General features: G+C 69.0%; 21 protein-coding genes. 2 read left to right on the forward strand and 19 right to left on the reverse strand.

Features of this window, described 5'->3' with window-relative positions; translation table 11 throughout:
• Nucleotides 1-62 precede the first annotated feature (62 nt).
• Nucleotides 63-1,865 carry a condensation domain-containing protein gene (locus tag ABGB08_RS08260; RefSeq protein WP_347587966.1) on the forward strand — a complete coding sequence of 601 codons (1,803 nt, stop codon included), beginning with the start codon at nt 63-65 and terminating at the stop codon, nt 1,863-1,865.
• Between the two features lie 171 nt (nt 1,866-2,036).
• On the opposite strand, the gene ABGB08_RS08265 is transcribed toward ABGB08_RS08260, so the two are convergent.
• The 4 genes from ABGB08_RS08265 to ABGB08_RS08280 all read right to left on the reverse strand — a co-directional run bounded on the left by ABGB08_RS08265 (nt 2,037) and on the right by ABGB08_RS08280 (nt 4,140).
• Entirely contained in the window at nt 2,037-2,732 is a 696-nt protein-coding gene (locus ABGB08_RS08265) for a CPBP family intramembrane glutamic endopeptidase (RefSeq protein ID WP_347587968.1), read from the reverse strand.
• A gap of 59 nt (nt 2,733-2,791) precedes the next feature.
• Entirely contained in the window at nt 2,792-3,151 is a 360-nt protein-coding gene (locus tag ABGB08_RS08270; protein WP_347587970.1) for a hypothetical protein, read from the reverse strand.
• Between the two features lie 78 nt (nt 3,152-3,229).
• Nucleotides 3,230-3,406, reverse strand: coding sequence for a hypothetical protein (locus ABGB08_RS08275; protein ID WP_347587972.1), 177 nt, complete (start codon nt 3,404-3,406; stop codon nt 3,230-3,232).
• Nucleotides 3,403-4,140, reverse strand: coding sequence for a hypothetical protein (locus ABGB08_RS08280; RefSeq protein WP_347587974.1), 738 nt, complete (start codon nt 4,138-4,140; stop codon nt 3,403-3,405). The genes ABGB08_RS08275 and ABGB08_RS08280 overlap by 4 nt, the downstream gene beginning before the upstream one ends.
• Before the next feature lie 54 nt (nt 4,141-4,194).
• Here ABGB08_RS08280 and ABGB08_RS08285 point away from each other — a divergent pair, with 54 nt between their 5' ends.
• Nucleotides 4,195-4,677, forward strand: a complete 483-nt coding sequence (locus tag ABGB08_RS08285) for a MarR family transcriptional regulator (protein ID WP_347587976.1) — start codon at nt 4,195-4,197, stop codon at nt 4,675-4,677.
• Between the two features lie 116 nt (nt 4,678-4,793).
• Here ABGB08_RS08285 and ABGB08_RS08290 read toward each other — a convergent pair whose 3' ends face one another.
• The 15 genes from ABGB08_RS08290 to ABGB08_RS08360 all read right to left on the reverse strand — a co-directional run bounded on the left by ABGB08_RS08290 (nt 4,794) and on the right by ABGB08_RS08360 (nt 18,240).
• Nucleotides 4,794-4,874, reverse strand: coding sequence for a hypothetical protein (locus tag ABGB08_RS08290; RefSeq protein WP_347588097.1), 81 nt, complete (start codon nt 4,872-4,874; stop codon nt 4,794-4,796).
• A 48-nt stretch (nt 4,875-4,922) separates the two neighbouring features.
• Nucleotides 4,923-5,318 (reverse strand): aldehyde dehydrogenase family protein, encoded by a 396-nt coding sequence (locus ABGB08_RS08295; protein WP_347587978.1) that lies wholly within the window; start codon nt 5,316-5,318, stop codon nt 4,923-4,925.
• A 45-nt stretch (nt 5,319-5,363) separates the two neighbouring features.
• Nucleotides 5,364-6,794 (reverse strand): aldehyde dehydrogenase family protein, encoded by a 1,431-nt coding sequence (locus ABGB08_RS08300; protein ID WP_347587980.1) that lies wholly within the window; start codon nt 6,792-6,794, stop codon nt 5,364-5,366.
• A complete protein-coding gene (locus tag ABGB08_RS08305; RefSeq protein WP_347587983.1) occupies nt 6,791-7,678 on the reverse strand; it encodes an NAD(P)-dependent oxidoreductase in 888 nt (295 codons plus the stop codon). Before ABGB08_RS08305 ends, ABGB08_RS08300 begins: the two co-directional genes overlap by 4 nt.
• Nucleotides 7,675-8,058, reverse strand: a complete 384-nt coding sequence (gene pcaC, locus ABGB08_RS08310) for a 4-carboxymuconolactone decarboxylase (protein ID WP_155342624.1) — start codon at nt 8,056-8,058, stop codon at nt 7,675-7,677. Before pcaC ends, ABGB08_RS08305 begins: the two co-directional genes overlap by 4 nt.
• A 27-nt stretch (nt 8,059-8,085) precedes the next feature.
• Nucleotides 8,086-8,997, reverse strand: a complete 912-nt coding sequence (locus ABGB08_RS08315) for an MBL fold metallo-hydrolase (protein ID WP_347587986.1) — start codon at nt 8,995-8,997, stop codon at nt 8,086-8,088.
• Nucleotides 8,991-10,151, reverse strand: coding sequence for an NAD(P)/FAD-dependent oxidoreductase (locus ABGB08_RS08320; protein WP_347587988.1), 1,161 nt, complete (start codon nt 10,149-10,151; stop codon nt 8,991-8,993). The genes ABGB08_RS08315 and ABGB08_RS08320 overlap by 7 nt, the downstream gene beginning before the upstream one ends.
• 26 nt (nt 10,152-10,177) lie before the next feature.
• Nucleotides 10,178-10,705, reverse strand: a complete 528-nt coding sequence (locus ABGB08_RS08325) for a YbhB/YbcL family Raf kinase inhibitor-like protein (RefSeq protein ID WP_347587991.1) — start codon at nt 10,703-10,705, stop codon at nt 10,178-10,180.
• Nucleotides 10,702-11,448, reverse strand: coding sequence for a cupin domain-containing protein (locus ABGB08_RS08330; protein WP_347587993.1), 747 nt, complete (start codon nt 11,446-11,448; stop codon nt 10,702-10,704). Before ABGB08_RS08330 ends, ABGB08_RS08325 begins: the two co-directional genes overlap by 4 nt.
• On the reverse strand, nt 11,445-12,344 hold the full coding sequence (locus tag ABGB08_RS08335) for an amidohydrolase family protein (RefSeq protein WP_155352326.1): 900 nt from the start codon (nt 12,342-12,344) through the stop codon (nt 11,445-11,447). The genes ABGB08_RS08330 and ABGB08_RS08335 overlap by 4 nt, the downstream gene beginning before the upstream one ends.
• Before the next feature lie 5 nt (nt 12,345-12,349).
• Nucleotides 12,350-13,450: an ABC transporter permease gene (locus ABGB08_RS08340; RefSeq protein ID WP_347587996.1), complete on the reverse strand. Its 1,101-nt coding sequence runs from the start codon at nt 13,448-13,450 to the stop codon at nt 12,350-12,352.
• Between the two features lies 1 nt (nt 13,451).
• Nucleotides 13,452-14,546 (reverse strand): ABC transporter permease, encoded by a 1,095-nt coding sequence (locus ABGB08_RS08345; protein ID WP_347587998.1) that lies wholly within the window; start codon nt 14,544-14,546, stop codon nt 13,452-13,454.
• A complete protein-coding gene (locus tag ABGB08_RS08350) occupies nt 14,543-16,087 on the reverse strand; it encodes an ABC transporter ATP-binding protein (protein WP_347588001.1) in 1,545 nt (514 codons plus the stop codon). Before ABGB08_RS08350 ends, ABGB08_RS08345 begins: the two co-directional genes overlap by 4 nt.
• A 10-nt stretch (nt 16,088-16,097) precedes the next feature.
• Complete coding sequence (locus tag ABGB08_RS08355; protein WP_347588003.1) at nt 16,098-17,141, reverse strand: BMP family ABC transporter substrate-binding protein; 1,044 nt, start codon at nt 17,139-17,141, stop codon at nt 16,098-16,100.
• A gap of 454 nt (nt 17,142-17,595) precedes the next feature.
• On the reverse strand, nt 17,596-18,240 hold the full coding sequence (locus ABGB08_RS08360) for a GntR family transcriptional regulator (RefSeq protein WP_347588005.1): 645 nt from the start codon (nt 18,238-18,240) through the stop codon (nt 17,596-17,598).
• Nucleotides 18,241-18,381: the final 141 nt, after the last annotated feature.

Genomic DNA, 18,381 nt, shown 5'->3' on the forward strand with positions numbered 1-18,381 from the left:
GAGAAAACCGCCCCGGAGGCAGTGAACTTTACGAAAGTTTTCGGTGAGGCTCGCCTCCTCCGGTGCTCGGCAGCGTCTACCTGCCCCTGGTCGGCGGAGGCAGGCAGGCGCTGCTACGAAGGAGCGACCCGGTGCACAGCAAGATCCCGGCGGAGCTGGCCGGGTTTCCGGCCCGTGTGGTCCCGTTCCAGGCGAAAGCCGAGGTGGCCGAGGGGCCGCTGACCTGGGCGCAGCAGCACATGCTGGCGCTGATGGAGCAGCTCAGTCCCGACACCAGCAGCGTCAATCTCCGCTTCACCTGGGCCTTGCGCCGTGGCGTGGCCGCTCAGGATGTACTCGCGGCGCTGCGCGACCTGGTGGAGAGCTTCGACGCGCTGCGCACGGTCTACGTGCCGCCGCCGTACGGGCCCGGGCAGCGGGTGCTCCGCGAGGGCGAGTTGGTCGTGCCGGTCATCGAGGCCGAGGCTGCGGCCTCCGCGGCGGACGGCGCGGCGGCGGCCATGTGGTCGGTGGCGTTCGACGTGAGCGAGGAGTGGCCGATCCGGTTCGCGCTGGTGACGTCGGCGGGGGTGCCCAGGCAGCTGGTGGTGGTGGCCTCGCATCTGGTGCTGGATCAGACGGGCGGGCACTGGGTGCGGCATCATCTGCGCGACCTGCTGGCGCGGCCGCCCGCGCCCGTACCGGTGCCGGAGCGCGCGCACCGGCCGCTGGACGAGGCCGGATGGGAGAAGTCGGACGCGGGGCGGCGGCACGGCGAGCGGGCGGTGGCGTGGCACGCGGAGACGTTGCGGGTGATGCCGCAGACGATGCTGCCGCGCCCGGCCGTGGCCGTCGAGTCGCCGCGCTACCGGTATCTCCAGTTCGACTCCCCCGCGCTGGCGATGGCGGTGTCGGCGTGGGCGGCGCGCCACCAGGTCAGCCCGGCGAGCGTGCTGTACGCGGGGGTCAGCGCGATCGCCGGGCACGTCAGCGGCCTGGGCCGCTCCTTCCTGCAACTGACCGTGGGCAACAGGATCGCCCCGAGAACCCGCTTCGCGGTCGGCATGCACACCCAGGACGTCCCGGTATGCATAGATTTATCGGATATTTCGATATCTGATCTGATCGCGCGGTCGGGAGTCGCGCTCACCCGGTCGGCGCGGTTCGGGCCGCACCCGCCCGGCGAGCTGGCCAAGCTGCGGCACGAGATCGAGCACGAGCGCGGCATCTCCTTTGACCTGTCCTGCTGGCTCAACTACCGGCAGCTGGGACCCGCGCGGCCCGCCGCGCCCGAGAAGATCGGGCCGGACGCGCTGGATCGCACGATCTGGCGGTGGCTCGACGGCGTGGACAGCAGCACCAGCACCTACTTCGTCTTCGCCGACGACGCCGGGAACATGCTGCGGCTGACCCTGCTGCTGGACTCGGCGGTGCTCCCGCCACAGGAGGCGCTGGCCTGGCTGCGCGGGGTGGAGCGCCTGCTCTGCGCCGCCACCACGACCGAGATCGGCACTACCGAGATCGGCGAGCACACGGGCCTTGAGCCGGCTCGCCGGAACGGCGACTGGCGCCTGACGGAAGCGGGCTGGGCCCACCTGCCGAGCGTCGCCGAACTGGTCAGGAACGCTACGGGAGCCAGGGAAGCCGAAGTGGCCGTACACGACGGCGAACTGGTCGCAACCCTGATCGATCCGGATTCGACCGACCTGCAGAAGGTGCACGCCGCCTGCATGGACGCGCTGCCCGGCGTGCGGGTCGCCATGGCTCCCCATCGGTACGTCATTCGCGCCGATACCCACGGTCCTGCCGAGAACGTCCTGGCCGAGGGCACCGGGCGATTCGAAGATGATCCTTTGACCCGAAACTTCAGCCTGTGGGCTCAATAATGGGATTCGATGTCTGACCTGCCGGTTCTTGGTGGTGTCAGCTGGCGATCTGGTACTCGTTGGATCTTGTGGCCGAGGTGGTCAGTTCACCATGAATGCGCCGGTGGCCCCATCTCGGGTTCTCCGCGGCCATGCGCAAAATGAGGGCCTTGACCGCAGCCGCGTGGTCCGTCAGCGGTGGCTGAGCCAGAGGGTGAGGGCGATGGCGAAGAGGAGCCAGTCGGTGAGCCAGTGGAGGATCAATCCGGGGAGGATCGATCCGAGTCGTTCGCGGAGCCAGACGAAGAGGACTCCGAGGACGACGCCGACGGGGATGAGGACGGGGAAGTAGTGGATGCCAGCAAAAAGTGAGGCGGTGATGAGGGCGACGGCCCACCAGGGCAGTCCTCGGCGCAGCCAGCCGAAGAGGATGCCGCGGAACAGCAGTTCCTCGGCAATCCCGGCCAGGATGAGGGCGCGGATCACGATGAGGATCCAGTCACCGGGTCCTGCCTGAGCGAATCGGCTGTAGTCGGTCGAATCGCGAAGCACATCCAGTAACGGGGCAGCCGCGTCGCCGGTGACGAGGCCGAACACGGCGTAGGCGATGGCGAGTGCCGCCATGGTGGTGAGCCAGGCGAGGACGGCGAGGCCGATGGTGCGCCACGATGTACCCGTCATGGCCAGCCGGTCGCGGATGCCTGACGGCCGGTAGACGACGAGTGCGGCGAGGGGCAGGAGGAGGTAGACGAGCAGCACCGTGGTGAGGGTGGGTGCCTCGGCATCCGGGCCGGTGAATGTTGCGACCGTGAACCATGTGGCGGTGCCGAGCACGGCGGATGCGCCGAGCCAGAGCCCGAGCACTGCCAGCAAGCTGCGGCCTGACACAGGTGGATGAGCCGGGGCTTTGGGGAGGACGTTTTCGGTCACGTGTACGGCTTTCAGGGTCAGTGCCAGAAGATGGCGATGCCGGCGTTCAGGAGCGCGAGCGCACCGATGCTCCAGAACGCGGCGCGGGTCGGTTTGCCGGCCTTCTCGCGGGTGATGACGACGCCGAACATGCCGCCGATGGTCAGGGCGAGCGCGAGCTTGACGCCGAGCTTGAAGTAGTCGAGGTGTACGCCGGCGGGGAAGGGGATCGCGAGTAGGAGGCCTGAGCCGATCATCACGCCGAGGCCGATCCGGAACAGGAGGGTGGTGGCGTAGTTGCGGCGGATCGCCTGGGACGCCCAGCCGCCGAGCAACAGGGCGAAGCCGACGAGATGGATGAGCACCAGCACTTCGCGCAGGAGGGACAACAGGCCCATAGGAACTCCGATCGAATAAAGGCAGGGGGGAACGAGCCCTGTGGCGAGAACCGGGGCGGGAAGGAAATAGAGGAGGGGTCAGGCGGCGGCTGTCTTGCCTCCGTCGACGGGGAGTGCGACGCCGGTGCCGAACGAGGCCGAGGGGGAGGCGACGAACGTGCGACGAGGAGCATCCAATGCCCGGCAGAGGCCCAGGCGTCGGGCGACGGCCGCGCCGATCCCACCGTTCGCGCCGACCACGATCGCGATGCTCATGACGCGCGTTCCTCCATGCCTTCATCCGATCCGTCGACGGTCCGAGGTCCGCGCTTCGGGCGTGAGAGCGGTAGCAGGAACGCGGCGGCGATGAGCCAGGCTCCGCCGCCGAAGCGGACCACGGGCAGAATCGCCTGGAGCGGGTCAATGGCGAGGGAGAGGAACGACAGCTCGCCCGCGACGCCCAGGATGAGTCCGATCCCGGCGAGCCAGCGTGGGAGGAACCGGAGGATGAACGCGGGCACGGCGATGCCCGCGATGAGCAGGCCCAGACCGGTGGCATACCCCGCGCCGCCAAGCCCGAAGGCGAGCCGGGCGAGGATCGCGGTGACCTGCGGGCTGGCGTCGACACCGGGGAAGCTCAGTGACCAGGTCACCAAAGCCGAGCAGAGAAGCGCGAATGATGCCACGATCCCGCCGTAGAGGCCGATGACCGGCCCCGGCACACGCACGCCGAGGCGCAACTGCCGGGCGTACACCGATGACGCGAGGATGCCCAGCGGCACAGCGGCGCCGAACTGGAGCAGGGCGCCGATCCGTACCGCCATCGGATGTGCCGCATACCACCCCGCCACCTTGGTCGCATCGGCGAAGGGAGCCGGCGCCGATCCGGTTCCGGCCACCAGCACGACCACCCCGGCGATGGTCAGGGCGAGGGTCACGATCGCGAGCGGCCCCAGGGGCGGGCCGCCGGCACCACGCCACGGGCGGATGGAACGCATGGGTTCGGTCATGTCGTTAATCATGCATAGTGTGAATTATTCTGTCAACTGAGCTATGCTGGACGCGTGACTTCCGCACGCCGTCCCGCACGCACCGCCTTCCTGCTCTCGCAACTGGGCGCCTTCGCCTCCGCCCGGTTCGGCGAGCTGATCAAGCCAGTCGGACTCACCCCAGCGGCGGCGGGCGTGCTCCGGATCATCGCCCGCGAGCCTGGGCTGAGTCAGCGTGCGCTCGCGACGCGACTCGGCTCCGTCCCAAGCAGGGTCGTCGTGCTCGTGGACTCCCTCGAAGAGGCAGGCCTTGTCTCCCGCACCCGCGACCCCACCGACCGGAGACACCACCGCCTGGACGTGACAGAGGCCGGGCGACAGGTGCTCGGCGCGCTTCGCACTGCGGCCGAGACACAGAACGCCGACGTGCTCGCCCCCCTCGACGCCGCCGAACGCGAGACGTTCACCGCTCTCGTATCCAAGCTCGCCGCCGCCCACGGGCTCGACCCAGACGTGCATGCCGGCTACCGCGAGCGCCAGAGTCGACCCGAGAACTGAAGACGTGCAATCTGCCGGGTTCAGCGGTCGAGCTGGAGCCGATTCCAGCTCATGCGGGTGAGGTGCACAAGGTCTACGCCGCAGGTGCAAGAAGAGCGTTTACGCGCTGGCCGAGGTCACCCCCGCAGGAGATCGGAGGCCTTCTCCGCGATCATCACAGCCGCCGCGCTGGTATTGGTGGAGACGATCTCCGGCATGACGGAGGCGTCGGCCACCCTCAGGCCCGCAAGACCCTGAACGCGAAGTCACCTTGTCGACGTCGCGGTGGCCGACGAGGGCCGCGCCCGCGGTCTCTCCAAAGCCGGTGACGTAGTTGACCACGCCGGCGGGGATACCGGCCTCGATGGTGAGCTGGGCCAGCAGCGCGATGGAGATCGGCGTCTGCTCGGCGGGCTTGATGACGATGGTGCAGCCGGTCGCCAGGGCCCGCCCGGCGCGAACGCGGCGCGTGCCGCCGCCACCGCGTGATCGACGTCCGCCGCGTCGCCGGCCGGCACCTCGACGATCACCCGCCCGTCGGCCGGGTCGTACACCGGGAATGTCTTGCCGCTGATCGCGCCGACCCATTCGCCGCCGATGAGCATCTTCCGCGCCGGCTCGACGTCGTGGTGAACGGTGGGGGCGAACTGCCCGTCGGTCATGTCTGTGCCTTCCTCATGGAGCGCCGGGATGGGGGGACCGCGGGCCTATCGGCCCGTCAGGCGTATGCTGATGCTCTTGATGTGGGAGTAGTGGTTGAGGGCTTCGATGCCCTTCTCACGCCCGTAGCCGCTGTGCTTGTGGCCGCCGAAGGGCATCTGCACCGACTGGGTCGACCACGAGTTGATGTACACCTGTCCGGCTTCGATCGACTCCGCCACCCGGATGGCCCGGGACATGTCCGAGGTGAACACGCCGCCCACGAGACCGAAGTCCGAATCGTTGGCCAGGGCGACCGCCTCGTCCTCCGTCTCGAACGGGATGATGACGACGACCGGGCCGAAGATCTCCTCGCGGGCGATGCGCATGTCGTTGGTCACGCCGGAGTAGACGGTGGGCTCGACGTAGAACCCTGCGGCGAGCTCGGAGTCGAGGGGCACCCCGCCGCCGACCTCCGCGACGGCGCCCTCCTCGGCCGCGATCCGGAAGTACCTCCGCACGGTCTCCCACTGTCCGCGGGTGATCATTGGGCCCACCTCGTGGCCTGGGCGCAGCTTCCTGGTAGCGGCCACCACGGCCGCGGTGAGCCGCTCCTGGATCTCGCGCTGGACGAGCAGGCGTGTGCCCGAAGAGCAGACTTGACCGGCGTTGGTGGTGAACGCCCGTACCGCCTCGGACGCGGCGAACTCCAGGTCGGCGTCGGCGAAGACGATGTTCGCCGACTTGCCGCCGAGTTCCAGGGTCAGCGGGAGAATGCGATCGGCGGCGATACGGCCGATCTCCTGCCCGACCGGCACCGAACCCGTGAACGCGACCTTGCGCACCAGCGGGTGCCGCACGATCGCGGTGCCCACCTCGCTGCCCTGGCCGAGCACCACGTTGAACACTCCCGGCGGCAGCCCCTCTTCACTGCCGATCCGCGCCAGGGCGACGGTGGTGCGTGAGGTCGACTCCGCGGGTTTGGCCACGATGGTGTTGCTGGCGGCCAGCGCGGGTGCGCAGGCGCGGGCCGCCTGGTTGAGCGGCAGGTTCCAGGGGGTGATCACGCCCACCACGCCTAGCGGTTCCCGCAGCGTGTACACGTGCAGGTTCGGCTGGATGTCGAGGACCTCACCGACCGGCAGGTTGACCAGGGCGGCGTAGAACTCGAAATACTCGGCGGCGCCGCGGATCTCGGCCATCGACAGGGCGAGGGGCTTGCCGGTGTCGGCGCTCTCCATCGCGGCGAGTTCGTCGAGGTCGGCCAGCAGCCGGCGGCTGATGGCCGCGAGGACGCGGCCGCGGTCGAGCGAGTTCGTGTGCCGCCAGCCTTTGGCGGCACCGTGCGCGGCTCGTACGGCGAAGTCCACGTCGGCGGCGGTGCCCAGGCTCACCTCGGCTCCCGGGCCGCCGGTCGACGGGTTGGTGCCGGCACGCGTGGCGCCGCCGGCGGACGGCACCGCCTCGCCGTCGATCCAGTGCAGCAGCGGTGCGCTCATCGTGTAGACCCCGCCTCGCTCAGCAGCGTGTACATCTCGGTGTGGTCGGTCTGCGGTGGCGCGGTGCCCGCGATGCGCCGCCACTGGCGTGCCACCCCGTCGGCGATCTCGGCGGGCCGGCTCAGCGCCCGCGCCAGATCGACCGCGATGTCCACGTCCTTGGACATCAGCCGCAGCGAGAAGCCGGAGTCGAAGCTGCCGCTCGTCATGAACTGGGACACCTTGTTCTCGCTGGTGTTGCTCCGGCCCGACGAGCTGTTGAGTACGTGCGTCATCGTTTCCGGCGAGATGCCGAAGGACTCGCCCAGGGCCAGCGCCTCGACGGTGATCGAGATGGTGGCCGCCGAGACCAGGTTGTTCAGCGCCTTCGCCGCGTGGCCCGATCCGATCTCGCCGACGGGGACGATGGTGCGGGCCATGGCCCGCAGCAACGGGGTCGCCCGCGCCAATTCGGCCCGGGGCCCGCCAACGAGGGCGGAGAGCGTCCCCGCCTTGGCGCCTCGGACACCGCCGGACACCGGCGCGTCCAGCATGGAGAGACCTCTGGCGTGCAGGCGTGCGGCGAGTGCTCGGGTACGCAGCGGTTCGGAGGAGCTCATGTCGATGACGAGACACCCGGGCGGGAGGGCGTCGGCCACCCCGTCTCGCTCGAGCACTTCCTCCACGGTCGCCGAGTTCGGCAGCATGAGGATCAGGGCTTGAACCACCGCGAACGCCTCGGGCCCGGCCGCCGCCTCCGCCACCGGGTGTCCGGCGACGAAGGCGTCCACCGCGGCGGATGCCGCGTCCATGACCGTCAGCCGGTAGCCGCCGTCAGCGAGGTGCCCCGCCATCGGCGCTCCCATGTTCCCGAGGCCGATGAAGCCAACGCGGTCAATGCTCACCGCTCGGCGTCCATCGCCTCGAAGACCTCCGCGGCCAGGCGGAAAGCCTCCAGCGCCGCCGGTCCGCCGCAGTAGAAGGCGCTCTGCATCAGTACCTCCTTGATCTTCTCGCGTGACACGCCGTTGTTGAGGGCGCCGCGCACGTGCGCCTTGAACTCGTGGGAGCGGTTGAGCGCGGTGATCATGGCCAGGTTGATGAGGCTGCGTTCCTGCCGGCTGAGTCCCGGCCGGTTCCACAGGTCGCCCCAGCAGTACTGGGTGACGTATTCCTGGATGTCGCGGGTGAAGTCGGTCGCCGCCGCGAGGGAGGCGTCGACGTGGGCGTCGCCGAGCACCTGGCGTCGTACGGCGAGCCCGGCGTCGTAGAGGTCCTTGTTCATGGTGTGCTCCTGGTGGAGAGTTGACGATCAGATTCGGGCGAAGTCGGCCCAGTCGCGGATGACGAAGGCGTCGGTACCGCTGTGATCCACCCGGCAGGCCGAGCCGCCGCCGAAGTGCCCGGGGAAGACGAGCAGGTCTCGGTCCGCCGCCTCGGCGAGCAGCCGGCGGCGTGTGGCTCGCGCCATGGCCGGGTCCTCGCAGAAGCAGCTGTTGACGTCGGGAGAGATGATCTGCACCGGTGAGTGGAGAATGTCGCCCACGAAGAGTGCGCCCGCCCCTTTCGAGTCCAGCCGCAGGACGGCGGAGCCCGGCGTGTGACCCGGAGCCTCCTGCAGGACGAGCTCCGAGTTGATGCGGTGCTCGCCGTTCCACAGGTCGATCAGTCCGGCCCGGCGCACCGGCAGGACGCTGTCCTCGAAGACGTTCTGGTTGCCGTCGCCGGGCGGCCGGGGCATACGAATGGGATCCCAGTAGAGGAAATCCGGCTCAGGTATCAGGTACCGGGCGTTGGGAAACGTGGGCACCCAGTCGCGCCCGTCCAGCCGGGTGTTCCAGCCGACATGATCGACGTGCAGATGCGTGTTGATCACGATGTCGACGTCCTCCGGCGTCACTCCGGCCGCTCGGAGATTCTCCAGATACGCGGTGTTGTGATGCGCGTACACAGGCGCGTACGGACGTTCCTTGCCGTTGCCGGCACCGGTGTCGACGAGGATCACCGTCCCCTGGCTGCGGATGAGCCAGGTGTGCAGCACCGAACGCAGGGTGCCGCTCGCCGCGTCGTAGAAGCCGGGGTCGAGCCAGCTCGCGTTGCCGTCCCAGTAGCCGGGGTCGCTGTCGGGGAAGAGGAACGACGGCGTGGCCGGGCTGGGACCCGCGTACTCCTGGACGCGGGTGATCTCGACATCGCCGAGGACGACGGGCGGGCAGGTCACCATGACCGGTTCGCCTCGGGCACCGGGTAGAGCGCCTCCAGCTCCGGCGAGACGGCGGCCGAGACGAAATTCGCCGTCTCCAGCAGCTCCGGAGTGAAGCCGTTCCCCCTGGCCAGCGTGCGGGTCTCGGCCATGTAGCCGCTGCGCGACTGCGCGCCGTCGGTCATCGGGCGTTCGCGCCGCTCCCACTCGGCGAGGGCCTGGCCGATGTCGTCGTACTGATCGAGGGCGTGGGCCAGGTCGACGGCGTTGACGATCCCCACGCTGGCTCCCTGGCCCAGGGCGGGGCACATGGAGTGCGCCGAGTCGCCCACGAGCACCGCGCGCCCGCTCGACCACGGGGTGACGCGGGTGGTCTGGTAGCTGTCGTGCCGCCCGCCCTCGGCCTTGCCGGCGAGCTCGACGATCGGCGCCAGCTGCGGAAAGCGCTCCGACCACACCTCGACGTCGATCGGGATCCGCGAGGCGCGCTCGTTGCTCGTCTCCGCCATCATCCCGAGGTAGATCGTCTCCGGCCCGGTGGAGATGAACAGGATGCGCATCGCGTCCGGCCCCAGTGTCCAGAAGTCGACCACGCGGTCCCACTGCTCGCCGCGGAACTCCTCCGGGCGCGGTATCAGCACCCGGCACACGCCGTCGGAGTACTTCTTGCGCTCCTGAGCCAGGTCGCCGAGGGAGTTGCGGACCGCTGACCCGGCGCCGTCGGCGCCGATCACGAGATCCGCTTCCAGCCTGCCGCCGTCCTCCATGATCAGCACGCCGGCCGGGTCGGCGCCGACGGCCCGCGATCCGGTGACGATTTCGACGCCCGCGGCCCGGGCGGCGTCGGCCAGCAGGGTGTGCAGCTTCGGCCGGGTGATCGCCCAGTACGGGTAACCGGGCAGCTCGGCCGAGACCGAGACGCCGTCCAGGTTCGTCTCGTAGTACTGCGGCCGCACGCCGTTGTCGCGGATGGCCTCGGCGACGCCGATGACCTCGAGGGCGAGCATCGCGTTGCGCCACAGCAGGATGCCGGCTCCGAAGTCGCGAACCTCGTCGTTCTGCTCGTGCAGGCGAACGCTCCAGCCTCGCCGCGCCAGCGCGATGCTCACGGTCAGGCCGGCGAAACCGGCCCCGGCGACCTCGGCGTGACGGGTCGGCTTCCGTGGTGTTGTCATGTCAGTGCCTCCCGGGCTGAGAACGTTCAGTCGACTGCTTCTGCCCAGACGGTCAGGCTGCCGCGAGCCAGAGTATGAAAGTGCAGGTTGAAGCCGAGCACGACAGGAGTCAGGGCGGCGTCGATGTCCAGATGGGGTACGTCGACCGCGTGGACGATGAAGACGTAGCGGTGACGGCCGGACCCGGGCGGCGGATTGGGCCCAATGTACTGGCGCATTCGTAGATCGTTCGGAAGCGTCAGCGATCCGGCGGGCAGCGACCCGCCGAGGGCCCCCGCTCCGGTCGGCAACGACGTCACCTCGGCGGGGATGTCGGCCACCGCCCAGTGCATGAAACCGACTCCGGTCGGCGCGTCAGGGTCGTAGCAGTTGACCGCGAAGCTCTTCGTCTCCGCCGGGAACCCGCTCCAGGTCAGGTGGGGTGAGGTGTTGGCGCCGCCGATCTGCGGATCGCGGAAGATCAGCGGCATCTCCGCTCCGTGGCGAAGGTCATCGCTGCGTACGTCGAGCGCCGGTGCGGGAGTGACTGCGGCGTAGGGATCGTCGTTGATCATGCGGTGTCCTGTCGGGGTGTGCTGTGGACGTAAACCTTGCGAATGGTGCGGCGGATGTCCCAGGTGCCCGCCCAGCCGTGGGGAAGCGCGAGCACGCTGCCCGCGGTCAGCTCGTGCGACGTGCCGTCCTGGTCGGTGATCGTGGCCTCGCCGGAGGTGACGTACATGAACGATCCGCGCTTGTCCTTGACCTGCGGATACACGCCGGGCTCGCACTCCCAGACGGAGCAGCAGCCGTCCGGTCCGTCGAAGATCACGGCCTCCTTCGCCGTGCGCGCGCCGGTGGTCACCGGCTCCATCGGCACCTCGTCCGGCAGCGGCCCGTCGAGCACCTGGGCGGCGGGCATGAACGCGGACGGGACGACGTCCTCCGGCAGCGGAGGAGCCGGGCTGGTGTGGAGATAGACCTTGCGGATCGTCTCCCGGATGTGCCACGTGCCCACCCAGCCGAACGGCAGCACCAGCACGCTGCCCGCGGTCAGCTCGTGCGACGTGCCGTCCTGGTCGGTGATCGTGGCCTCGCCGGAGATGATGTACATGAACGATCCGCGCTTGTCCTTGACCCGGGGAAACACCCCCGCGTCGCAGGCCCAGACCGCGAAGAAGCCGTCAGGGCCGTCGAAAAGCGTCTTCTCGTACGCGAAGGGCACTCCGTCGATGATCGGCTCCATCGACACCTCTTCGGGAAGCGGTCCTGCCAGCACCTGCTCGGCATCGAGAAAGACGGACGGATTCACGGTCATGGTTGTGTTCCTCTGCGGGCGGAAGGGACGAGCTCGGGTTCGGCGGGGTCGGGAATCCCGAGCAGTTCGAAGGAGGGGCGGTGCATGATCGCGTGCAGCTCCTCCTCGGTGATGGGCGTGTGGGCGATGTGCTGCATGCGAGAGACGATGCGCGTCAGCGCGGCGGCAGCGCTCTCGGCTGAGACCATCGGCGAGTCGCTGCCGAAGAGGACCTTCTTGAGCACGCCGTACTCCTTGGCCGCAGACAGCGCGGTGGCCAGGACCGTCGGCCGGTTCGCGATCGCGGAGGTGTCGGCGTACACATTGGGGTTGCGCCGCATGACGATCGCCGTCTCGTGCACCCACGGGTGACCCATGTGAGCGATGACCATGCGCAGTTCGGGGAACGCGATCGCGACGTCGTCCAGCAGCAACGGGTTGGCGTCGACGAGCCGGCCGGCGTTGGCGAAGATCGCCCCCTGGTGGATCATCACGGGCAGGCCGAGCCGCTCGGCGGCCGAGAAGACCCGCATGGTCAGCGGGTTCAGCGGCGAAGTGCCCTGATAGATCGGGCCGAGTTTGATGCCGCACAATCCCAGGTCTGCGTGACACCGCTCGATCTCGTCCACCGCGTCGTGTCGCGTGGGGTCCACCGACATGAATCCCACGGTCTGGCCGCCGACTTCGCGCACGAAAGCGGCCACGGCGTCGTTCGGAACCATGATTCCCGACGCCTGCGCCTGCAGGCCGAACACGATGGTCCGCTCGGCGGGGGCAACCTGCCGCCAGTACGACTCGACGGTCACACGGTCAATGGAGTCCGCGGCCAGGCGGGTGGAGACGCGACCGAGGCCGTCGGTCCACGGTGATCGCTGATGGTCCGGGATCCAGAAGTGCGTGTGTACATCGGTGATCATGGCCGCTAGACCTCACTTCGCAGATATGGAACCGCCAGTGCCGTGGGGGCCTTGTGCCGCCGCTTCCCCTCGGTGCCGAGAGCGACCAGCGCCAGGAGGTAGGGCATCGCGAGCCACAGGGGCACCGGCAACGTGATGGACGGGGAAACGATGACGAGGGTGAGGAGGACGGCGACTGACGCGAGCCCCGCGACCTCGATGCCGGTGAGCCGCCCGGAGGCGAGCCGCGCGGCGCCCGCGCCGCGCCGCATCCGGCCGAGCACCATCACGAGCACGACGAGGATCACCACGGCCACCCACACCTCACGGGGGATGACACCGATGGCCTGCAGCCTGAGCTGGGTGGCGTCGGCGACCGCGAAGATCGTCACCGCGATCCCCAGCCCCGCCAGCCGCCAGCCGCCGAACAGCACCGCGGCGATGGCGAGGTAGCCCCGGCCGCCGGACATGCCCTCGCGGAACACCCCGACGTCGCCGATGGACAGATAGGCGCCGGCCGCCCCGGCGCAGAGGCCGGAGAAGAGCACGGCGGCCCATCGCATAGCGCGGATGCCGACTCCGGCCGCGTCGGCCGAAACCGGGCTTTCGCCCACCGCCTTGAGGTTGATGCCCCAGGTGGTACGGCCGAGAGCGAACGCGACCAGGATGATCAGGATCGCCGTGGCATAGATGAACGCGTCCTGGTCGAACATGGCCGGGCCGATCACCGGGATGTCGCTCAACACGGGGATCTCGAGCCGGGGCAGCGGATCGAAGGTCCGCGCCGGGACAAGGAACCGTTCGTTGAGGAACGCGGTGAGGCCGTAGCCGAGCAGGGTCAGCGCGATGCCCGACACGATCTGGTCGACCTTCGCCTCGATCGAGAGCAGGGCCATGACGGCGGCGAACAGCAGGCCGGCGATCATGCCTCCGACGAACCCGAGGACGAGCGAACCGGTCTCCCACATCACGAGGTAACCCCCGAACGCGCCGGTCAGCATGACGCCTTCCAGCCCCACGTTCAGCACGCCGGCGCGTTCGGAGACGAGCTCCCCGGTGGCGGCGAGCAGGATCGGCGCGGCGATCGTGACCGCCGAGACGAGAAACGCGACATCGAAGATCCCCATGTCACACCTCCTCGGTGCCCACGAGCGCAAGGCTCTTCGCAGCGGCGGCCGGTCGGGGCGCCGGCGCCTGTTCCCTGCGTCGTCTGGCCAGAACGGCGGCTAGCAGCACGAGCACGATCACCGCGCCCTGCAACACCTCGGCCAATGACGACGGGACGTCCAGGGTGGCCTGCAACGCCGTTCCTCCGACGTTCAACGCCGAGAAGACGACGGCCGTGAGGATCGCGAAGACCGGCGAGTTCCCCGCCAGCAGCGCGACGGCGATTCCGTTGAAGCCGACCCCGGCCTCGAAGCCGTCGCTCATCCAGGGAGCGGTCCCGGCGAAGAGCAGGGCCGCTCCGGCCAGGCCGGCGAAGCCTCCGGAGATGAGGATGGCCACCACTCCGCCGCGTTTGGGGTCGATGCCCAACCAGCGAGCCGCCTCTTCGTTGCCGCCGGACGCCCGCAGCCCGAACCCGAAGACGGTCCGCAACAGCAGCAGCACCACGATGACGGCGCAGATCGGCAGCAGCACGACGTCAAAGGACAGGGTCTGACCTGGGATGGCGGGAACGCTGGGCCAGATCGTGGACGGCGGGAAGTTCGCCGTCTGGGGCTCCTGGCTCGCCGTGCCCTGCAGGGGGCCGCGGACGAGCCAGGCGGCCACCTGGATGGCGACGAGGTTGAGCAGCAGCGAGGAAATGATCTCCAGCACTCCCCGCGACGCCCACAGCCAGGCCGTCAGCCCGGCCCACAGCACGCCGCCGGCGATTCCGGCGAGAGCGGTCACCGGAACGGCCAGGGCTCCGGGCAGGCCACCGCAGTTCAGGCCGATCGCCGTCGCCATCGCGCCGCCGGCGATCACCTGCCCCGGGTAGCCGACGTGCAGGCGCCCGGCGCGGGTGGCCACGATCCAGCCCAGCGCGACCAGCAGCAACGGTACGGCCTGGGTGAGCGTCGTCCCGGCGTTCGTCCCGTTGCCGAACGTGCCCTCCCAGAAGGCGGAGAGGGCGTCCACCGGCGCGACTCCGCTCGCGAGCAGGATCAGCGAGGCGATCAGCGCCGCGATGACGATCACTCCCACCGTGACCAGCACGCGCGGCAAGTGCTGTCTCATGAGCATGGGGCCTCCTCCGCGGCGGTCATGAGGGCGCCGATACGCGTTCTCGTCGCGTCCTCGGCCTCCACCACCCCCTGGATCCGCCCGTGGGCCAGGACGGCGATCCGGTCGGACAGGGCGAGGATCTCGTCGAGATCCATGGAGATGAGCAGGATCGCTCCGCCCCGGGCCCGGTGCTCGCTGAGCTGCCGGTAGACGAAGTCGGTGGCACGGACGTCGAGGCCGCGCACCGGCTGCACGGCGATGAGCAGCGCCGGGTGGCCGGAGAACTCTCGCGCCAGCACGGCCTTCTGCTGGTTCCCACCGGACAGGCGGCCGATCGGGATCTTCTCCGTGTCGGCCCGGATGTCGAACTCGGCCATCAGCCGCCGCGCCTCGCCGCGTGCCGCGGAGGGGTTCAGGATGCCCCGGCGGCTCAGTGGCGGCCGCCGCAGGGCTCGCATCGTGATGTTCTCCCAGAGGGTCATGCCGGAGACGATCGCGACGTGGTGCCGGTCTTCGGGAATGAGGGCGCCGCCGGACTGGTAGAACCGCCTCGGCGTACGTTCCTCGAACGGTTTGCCGTCGAGCTCGATCCGGCCGCGGAGCGCCGGCCGGATCCCCATCACCGCCTCGACCAATTCGTTCTGACCGCTGCCCGCCACGCCCGCGATGCCGAGGATCTCTCCGGCGCGGACCTGAAGGTCGATCCCGCTCAGGGCCGGCGGGCTCTTCGGGTCGAGTGGGTCACGCGCCACTCCCAGCCCGCGCACGGTGAGCACGGGCCGGCCCGGGTTGACGTGCGCCCTCGCCGGCCGCTCCGTGACCGGGCCGCCCACCATCATCGTCACGAGCTCGTCCGGGGTGACCTCCGTGACGAGCCCGGTGCCGACGACGGCTCCGGCCCGAAGGACGGTGTAGCGGTCGGCGACGGCGAACACTTCCGTGAGTTTGTGGGAGATGAGCACGATGGCGTGCCCTTCCGCGGCCAGCCGTCGCATGAGCGCGGCCAGCTCGTCCCATTCGCCGGGGCTCAACGCGGCGCTCGGCTCGTCGAAGATCAGGATCCGGGCGCCCCGGCAGAGCAGCTTGACGATCTCCAGACGCTGACGCTCTCCGATGGACGCGTCGGCCACCATGCGGTCGGGGTTGATCCGCAGGCCCGTCGTGGCCGCGATCTCTTCCGAGCGCCGGCGTACGTCCGCCGTCGCGTTGCTCCACGGGATGCGCGCCGGGCGCATCGCCAGGTTCTGCAGCTCGGTGAGCGTGGGCACGAGGGTGAAGTGCTGGTGCACCATGCCGATTCCGGCGCGCAGGGCGTGCTCGGGCTTCCTGAACCGGATCGTTTCTCCGTCCATTCGCACCTCGCCCTCGTCGGGCTGGTACAGGCCGGTGACGATGCGCATCAGGGTCGTTTTCCCGGCGCCGTTCTCGCCGAGCAGCGCATGGATCTCGCCGCGGTTGATGTCGAGGTCGACGCGCTCGTTCGCGGTGAAGGCGCCGAAGCGTTTGGTGACACCGCTGAGGCGAAGAGCCGGGGTTTGAGCTCGGTTGGCCATCGCGAGCGGCCTAGCGTTGCGCGTAGGCGTAGGACGGTTTCGGCAGCAGGACGTTGGCCGCCGGGGTGATCTCGTTGCTGATCAGCTGCTTCGTCACCCTGTCGGCGAGCTCCTCCGCCGCGGGCGTCGCCTTGCCCGGGCAGAACTCGAACTTGACCGTGCCCTTGGCCAGGCCATAGCTGATCGCCCCGGCGGGAAGTTTTCCGGCCGCCGCGTCGGTCACCGCGTCCTGCAGGATCGCCGACCAGCTGACCACGCCGGAGCCGACGATGTTCTTGCCCGCCTTACAGTCCAGGCCGAAGACCTGGTAGACGTCCACGGCCGAGGTCGCGGCGTCGGACGCCTGGTAGACGCCCTGGGAGCCGCTGTCCAGGTCGGACAGAATCGAGTCGACGCCGGTCGCGATCATCGCTTCGGCGGCCTGCTTCGCCTTGCCGACGTCGTTGTAGTCGCCCGTGAAGGTCTGCGTCACCTTGGCGCCCGACGTGTCGAGCCCGGCGCCTTGAACCATGCCGTAGTACCAGCTGGCGGAGGCCGGAACCTGCAGTCCCGCGATCATCCCGAGCTTCTTCGACCTCGACAGTGCCGACGCGACGGCGCCGACGACGATGGCGTCGTAGCCGACAGCGGCGTCGACCGAGGTCACGTTGTCGGCGAACGACTCGGTGTGCGCCGCGACCAGGATGAACCTGACTTTCGGGTATTTCGGCGCGACGACCTGCACGGCCTTGTTGAGCGACGCCCCGTCGGCCACGACGATCGCGTTGCTGGCGGCCAGCGTCTGCAGGCCCTTGATCTGCTCTTGGGAGTTGGAGACGTTGTCGACGATGGAGGAGAGCTTCAGGTTCTTCTGCGCGGCGATGGCCGCGTTCACTCCGGCCAGGCCGTACTGGGTGAATCCGCTGTCGTTGCGGGGAGCGTGGGAGATGAATCCGATCGACAGCGTCCCACTCTCCGGGTCGGCGCTGTTGCCGGCCGCTGTGGAATTACCGCAGGCGGCGAGTGTGAGGGTCAGGGCGGTGGCGGCTGAGGTGAGGGGGATCCTGGTGCGCATGGTGACCCTTTCCAACGCCCGGTACATCGGGCGAGACATGAGCTAGGTACGGGGGGCACGCTGGTAGAAACTGGTATGTCAGTTTGGGAGTTACCAGCACCATGTGGCCTGTATGGTGTCGCCAGATTTCCATCTACCATACTAGTTGTCAAGACCTCGGCCCTGCCGCGTTGTCCTAGAGTTATCGCGCGAGACACGACGTCGAGAAGCGCCTACAAGCCGCGCGCTTGTACCGATCTAACATGTCAGTTGCAGGTCGCGCTTGTAACATTCCAGATGTGCAAGAGCGGCGAGGTTGCGGGCGCGACCCGCTGGTCGGCTCAGCCCGGAACGGGACGGTTCTCGGGGTTCGGCCGCGCACGTGGTTGCCGACGGGACCGGCGAAAGTCAATGGAGGCGGCGCGGCTCGCGCCCCCCACTGGCGGGAGGTGCGAGCCGGGCCGCCTCCGGAAAATCAGAGGGCGAACTTGACGCTGACCTCATCGGCCAGCTCGAAACGTCCCTGCTGGACGTGCGCCCTCATGGCACTCTCCGCCGCATCGGCGTCATGGGCCCGGATAGCCAGGACTATCGCCCGGTGCTCCGCCAGCGACCTCTCCATCCGCCCTTCGCGGCGGGTGACGATCGACGACAACAGCCCTCGATGAAGCTGGTGGACAAGCAGACGGTAGTGATCCGTCAGGCGGTCGTTGCTCGCCCCCTTGACGATCAGTTGGTGTAAACGCTCGTCCGTCGCGCTGTAACCATCGGTGTCCCCCGCCTGCGCGGCCACCGCCATCTCCACCATCACCTCGTCGATCAGAGCGACGATCTCGTTGTTGGCGCGGTTGGCGCACAGTCTGGCCGCCATGCCTTCAACGGCCTCGCGGACCTCGAACAGGTCGAGTATCTCGTGGCGGCTAAGGCGCTTGACGAACGTGCCGCGCCGGTGCTCGATGGTGACGAAACCGGCGCTTTCAAGCTCTTTCAACGCCTCCCGCACCGGCATCCGGCTCACGCCGAACCGCTGAGCCAGACGCGCCTCGGAGAGCTTCTCCCCGTACGCGATCGTGCCAGAGGCTATGTCCTGCCGAAGCTGCCGGGCGATCGCGTCCTTCATCGACCCGCCGTCCGAACCATCGACGGACAACGAGTTCGCTGACGCGGCGGCTGCGCTTTGCGGCTTCTGGCGTGACCCGGCGCCGCCGCCACTCGACTGCGACCTCGCCATACACTGAGCCCCGTTCCCCATTGCGCCGAC

The organism is Acrocarpospora sp. B8E8 (assembly GCF_039871605.1).
Lineage (GTDB): Bacteria > Actinomycetota > Actinomycetes > Streptosporangiales > Streptosporangiaceae > Acrocarpospora > Acrocarpospora macrocephala.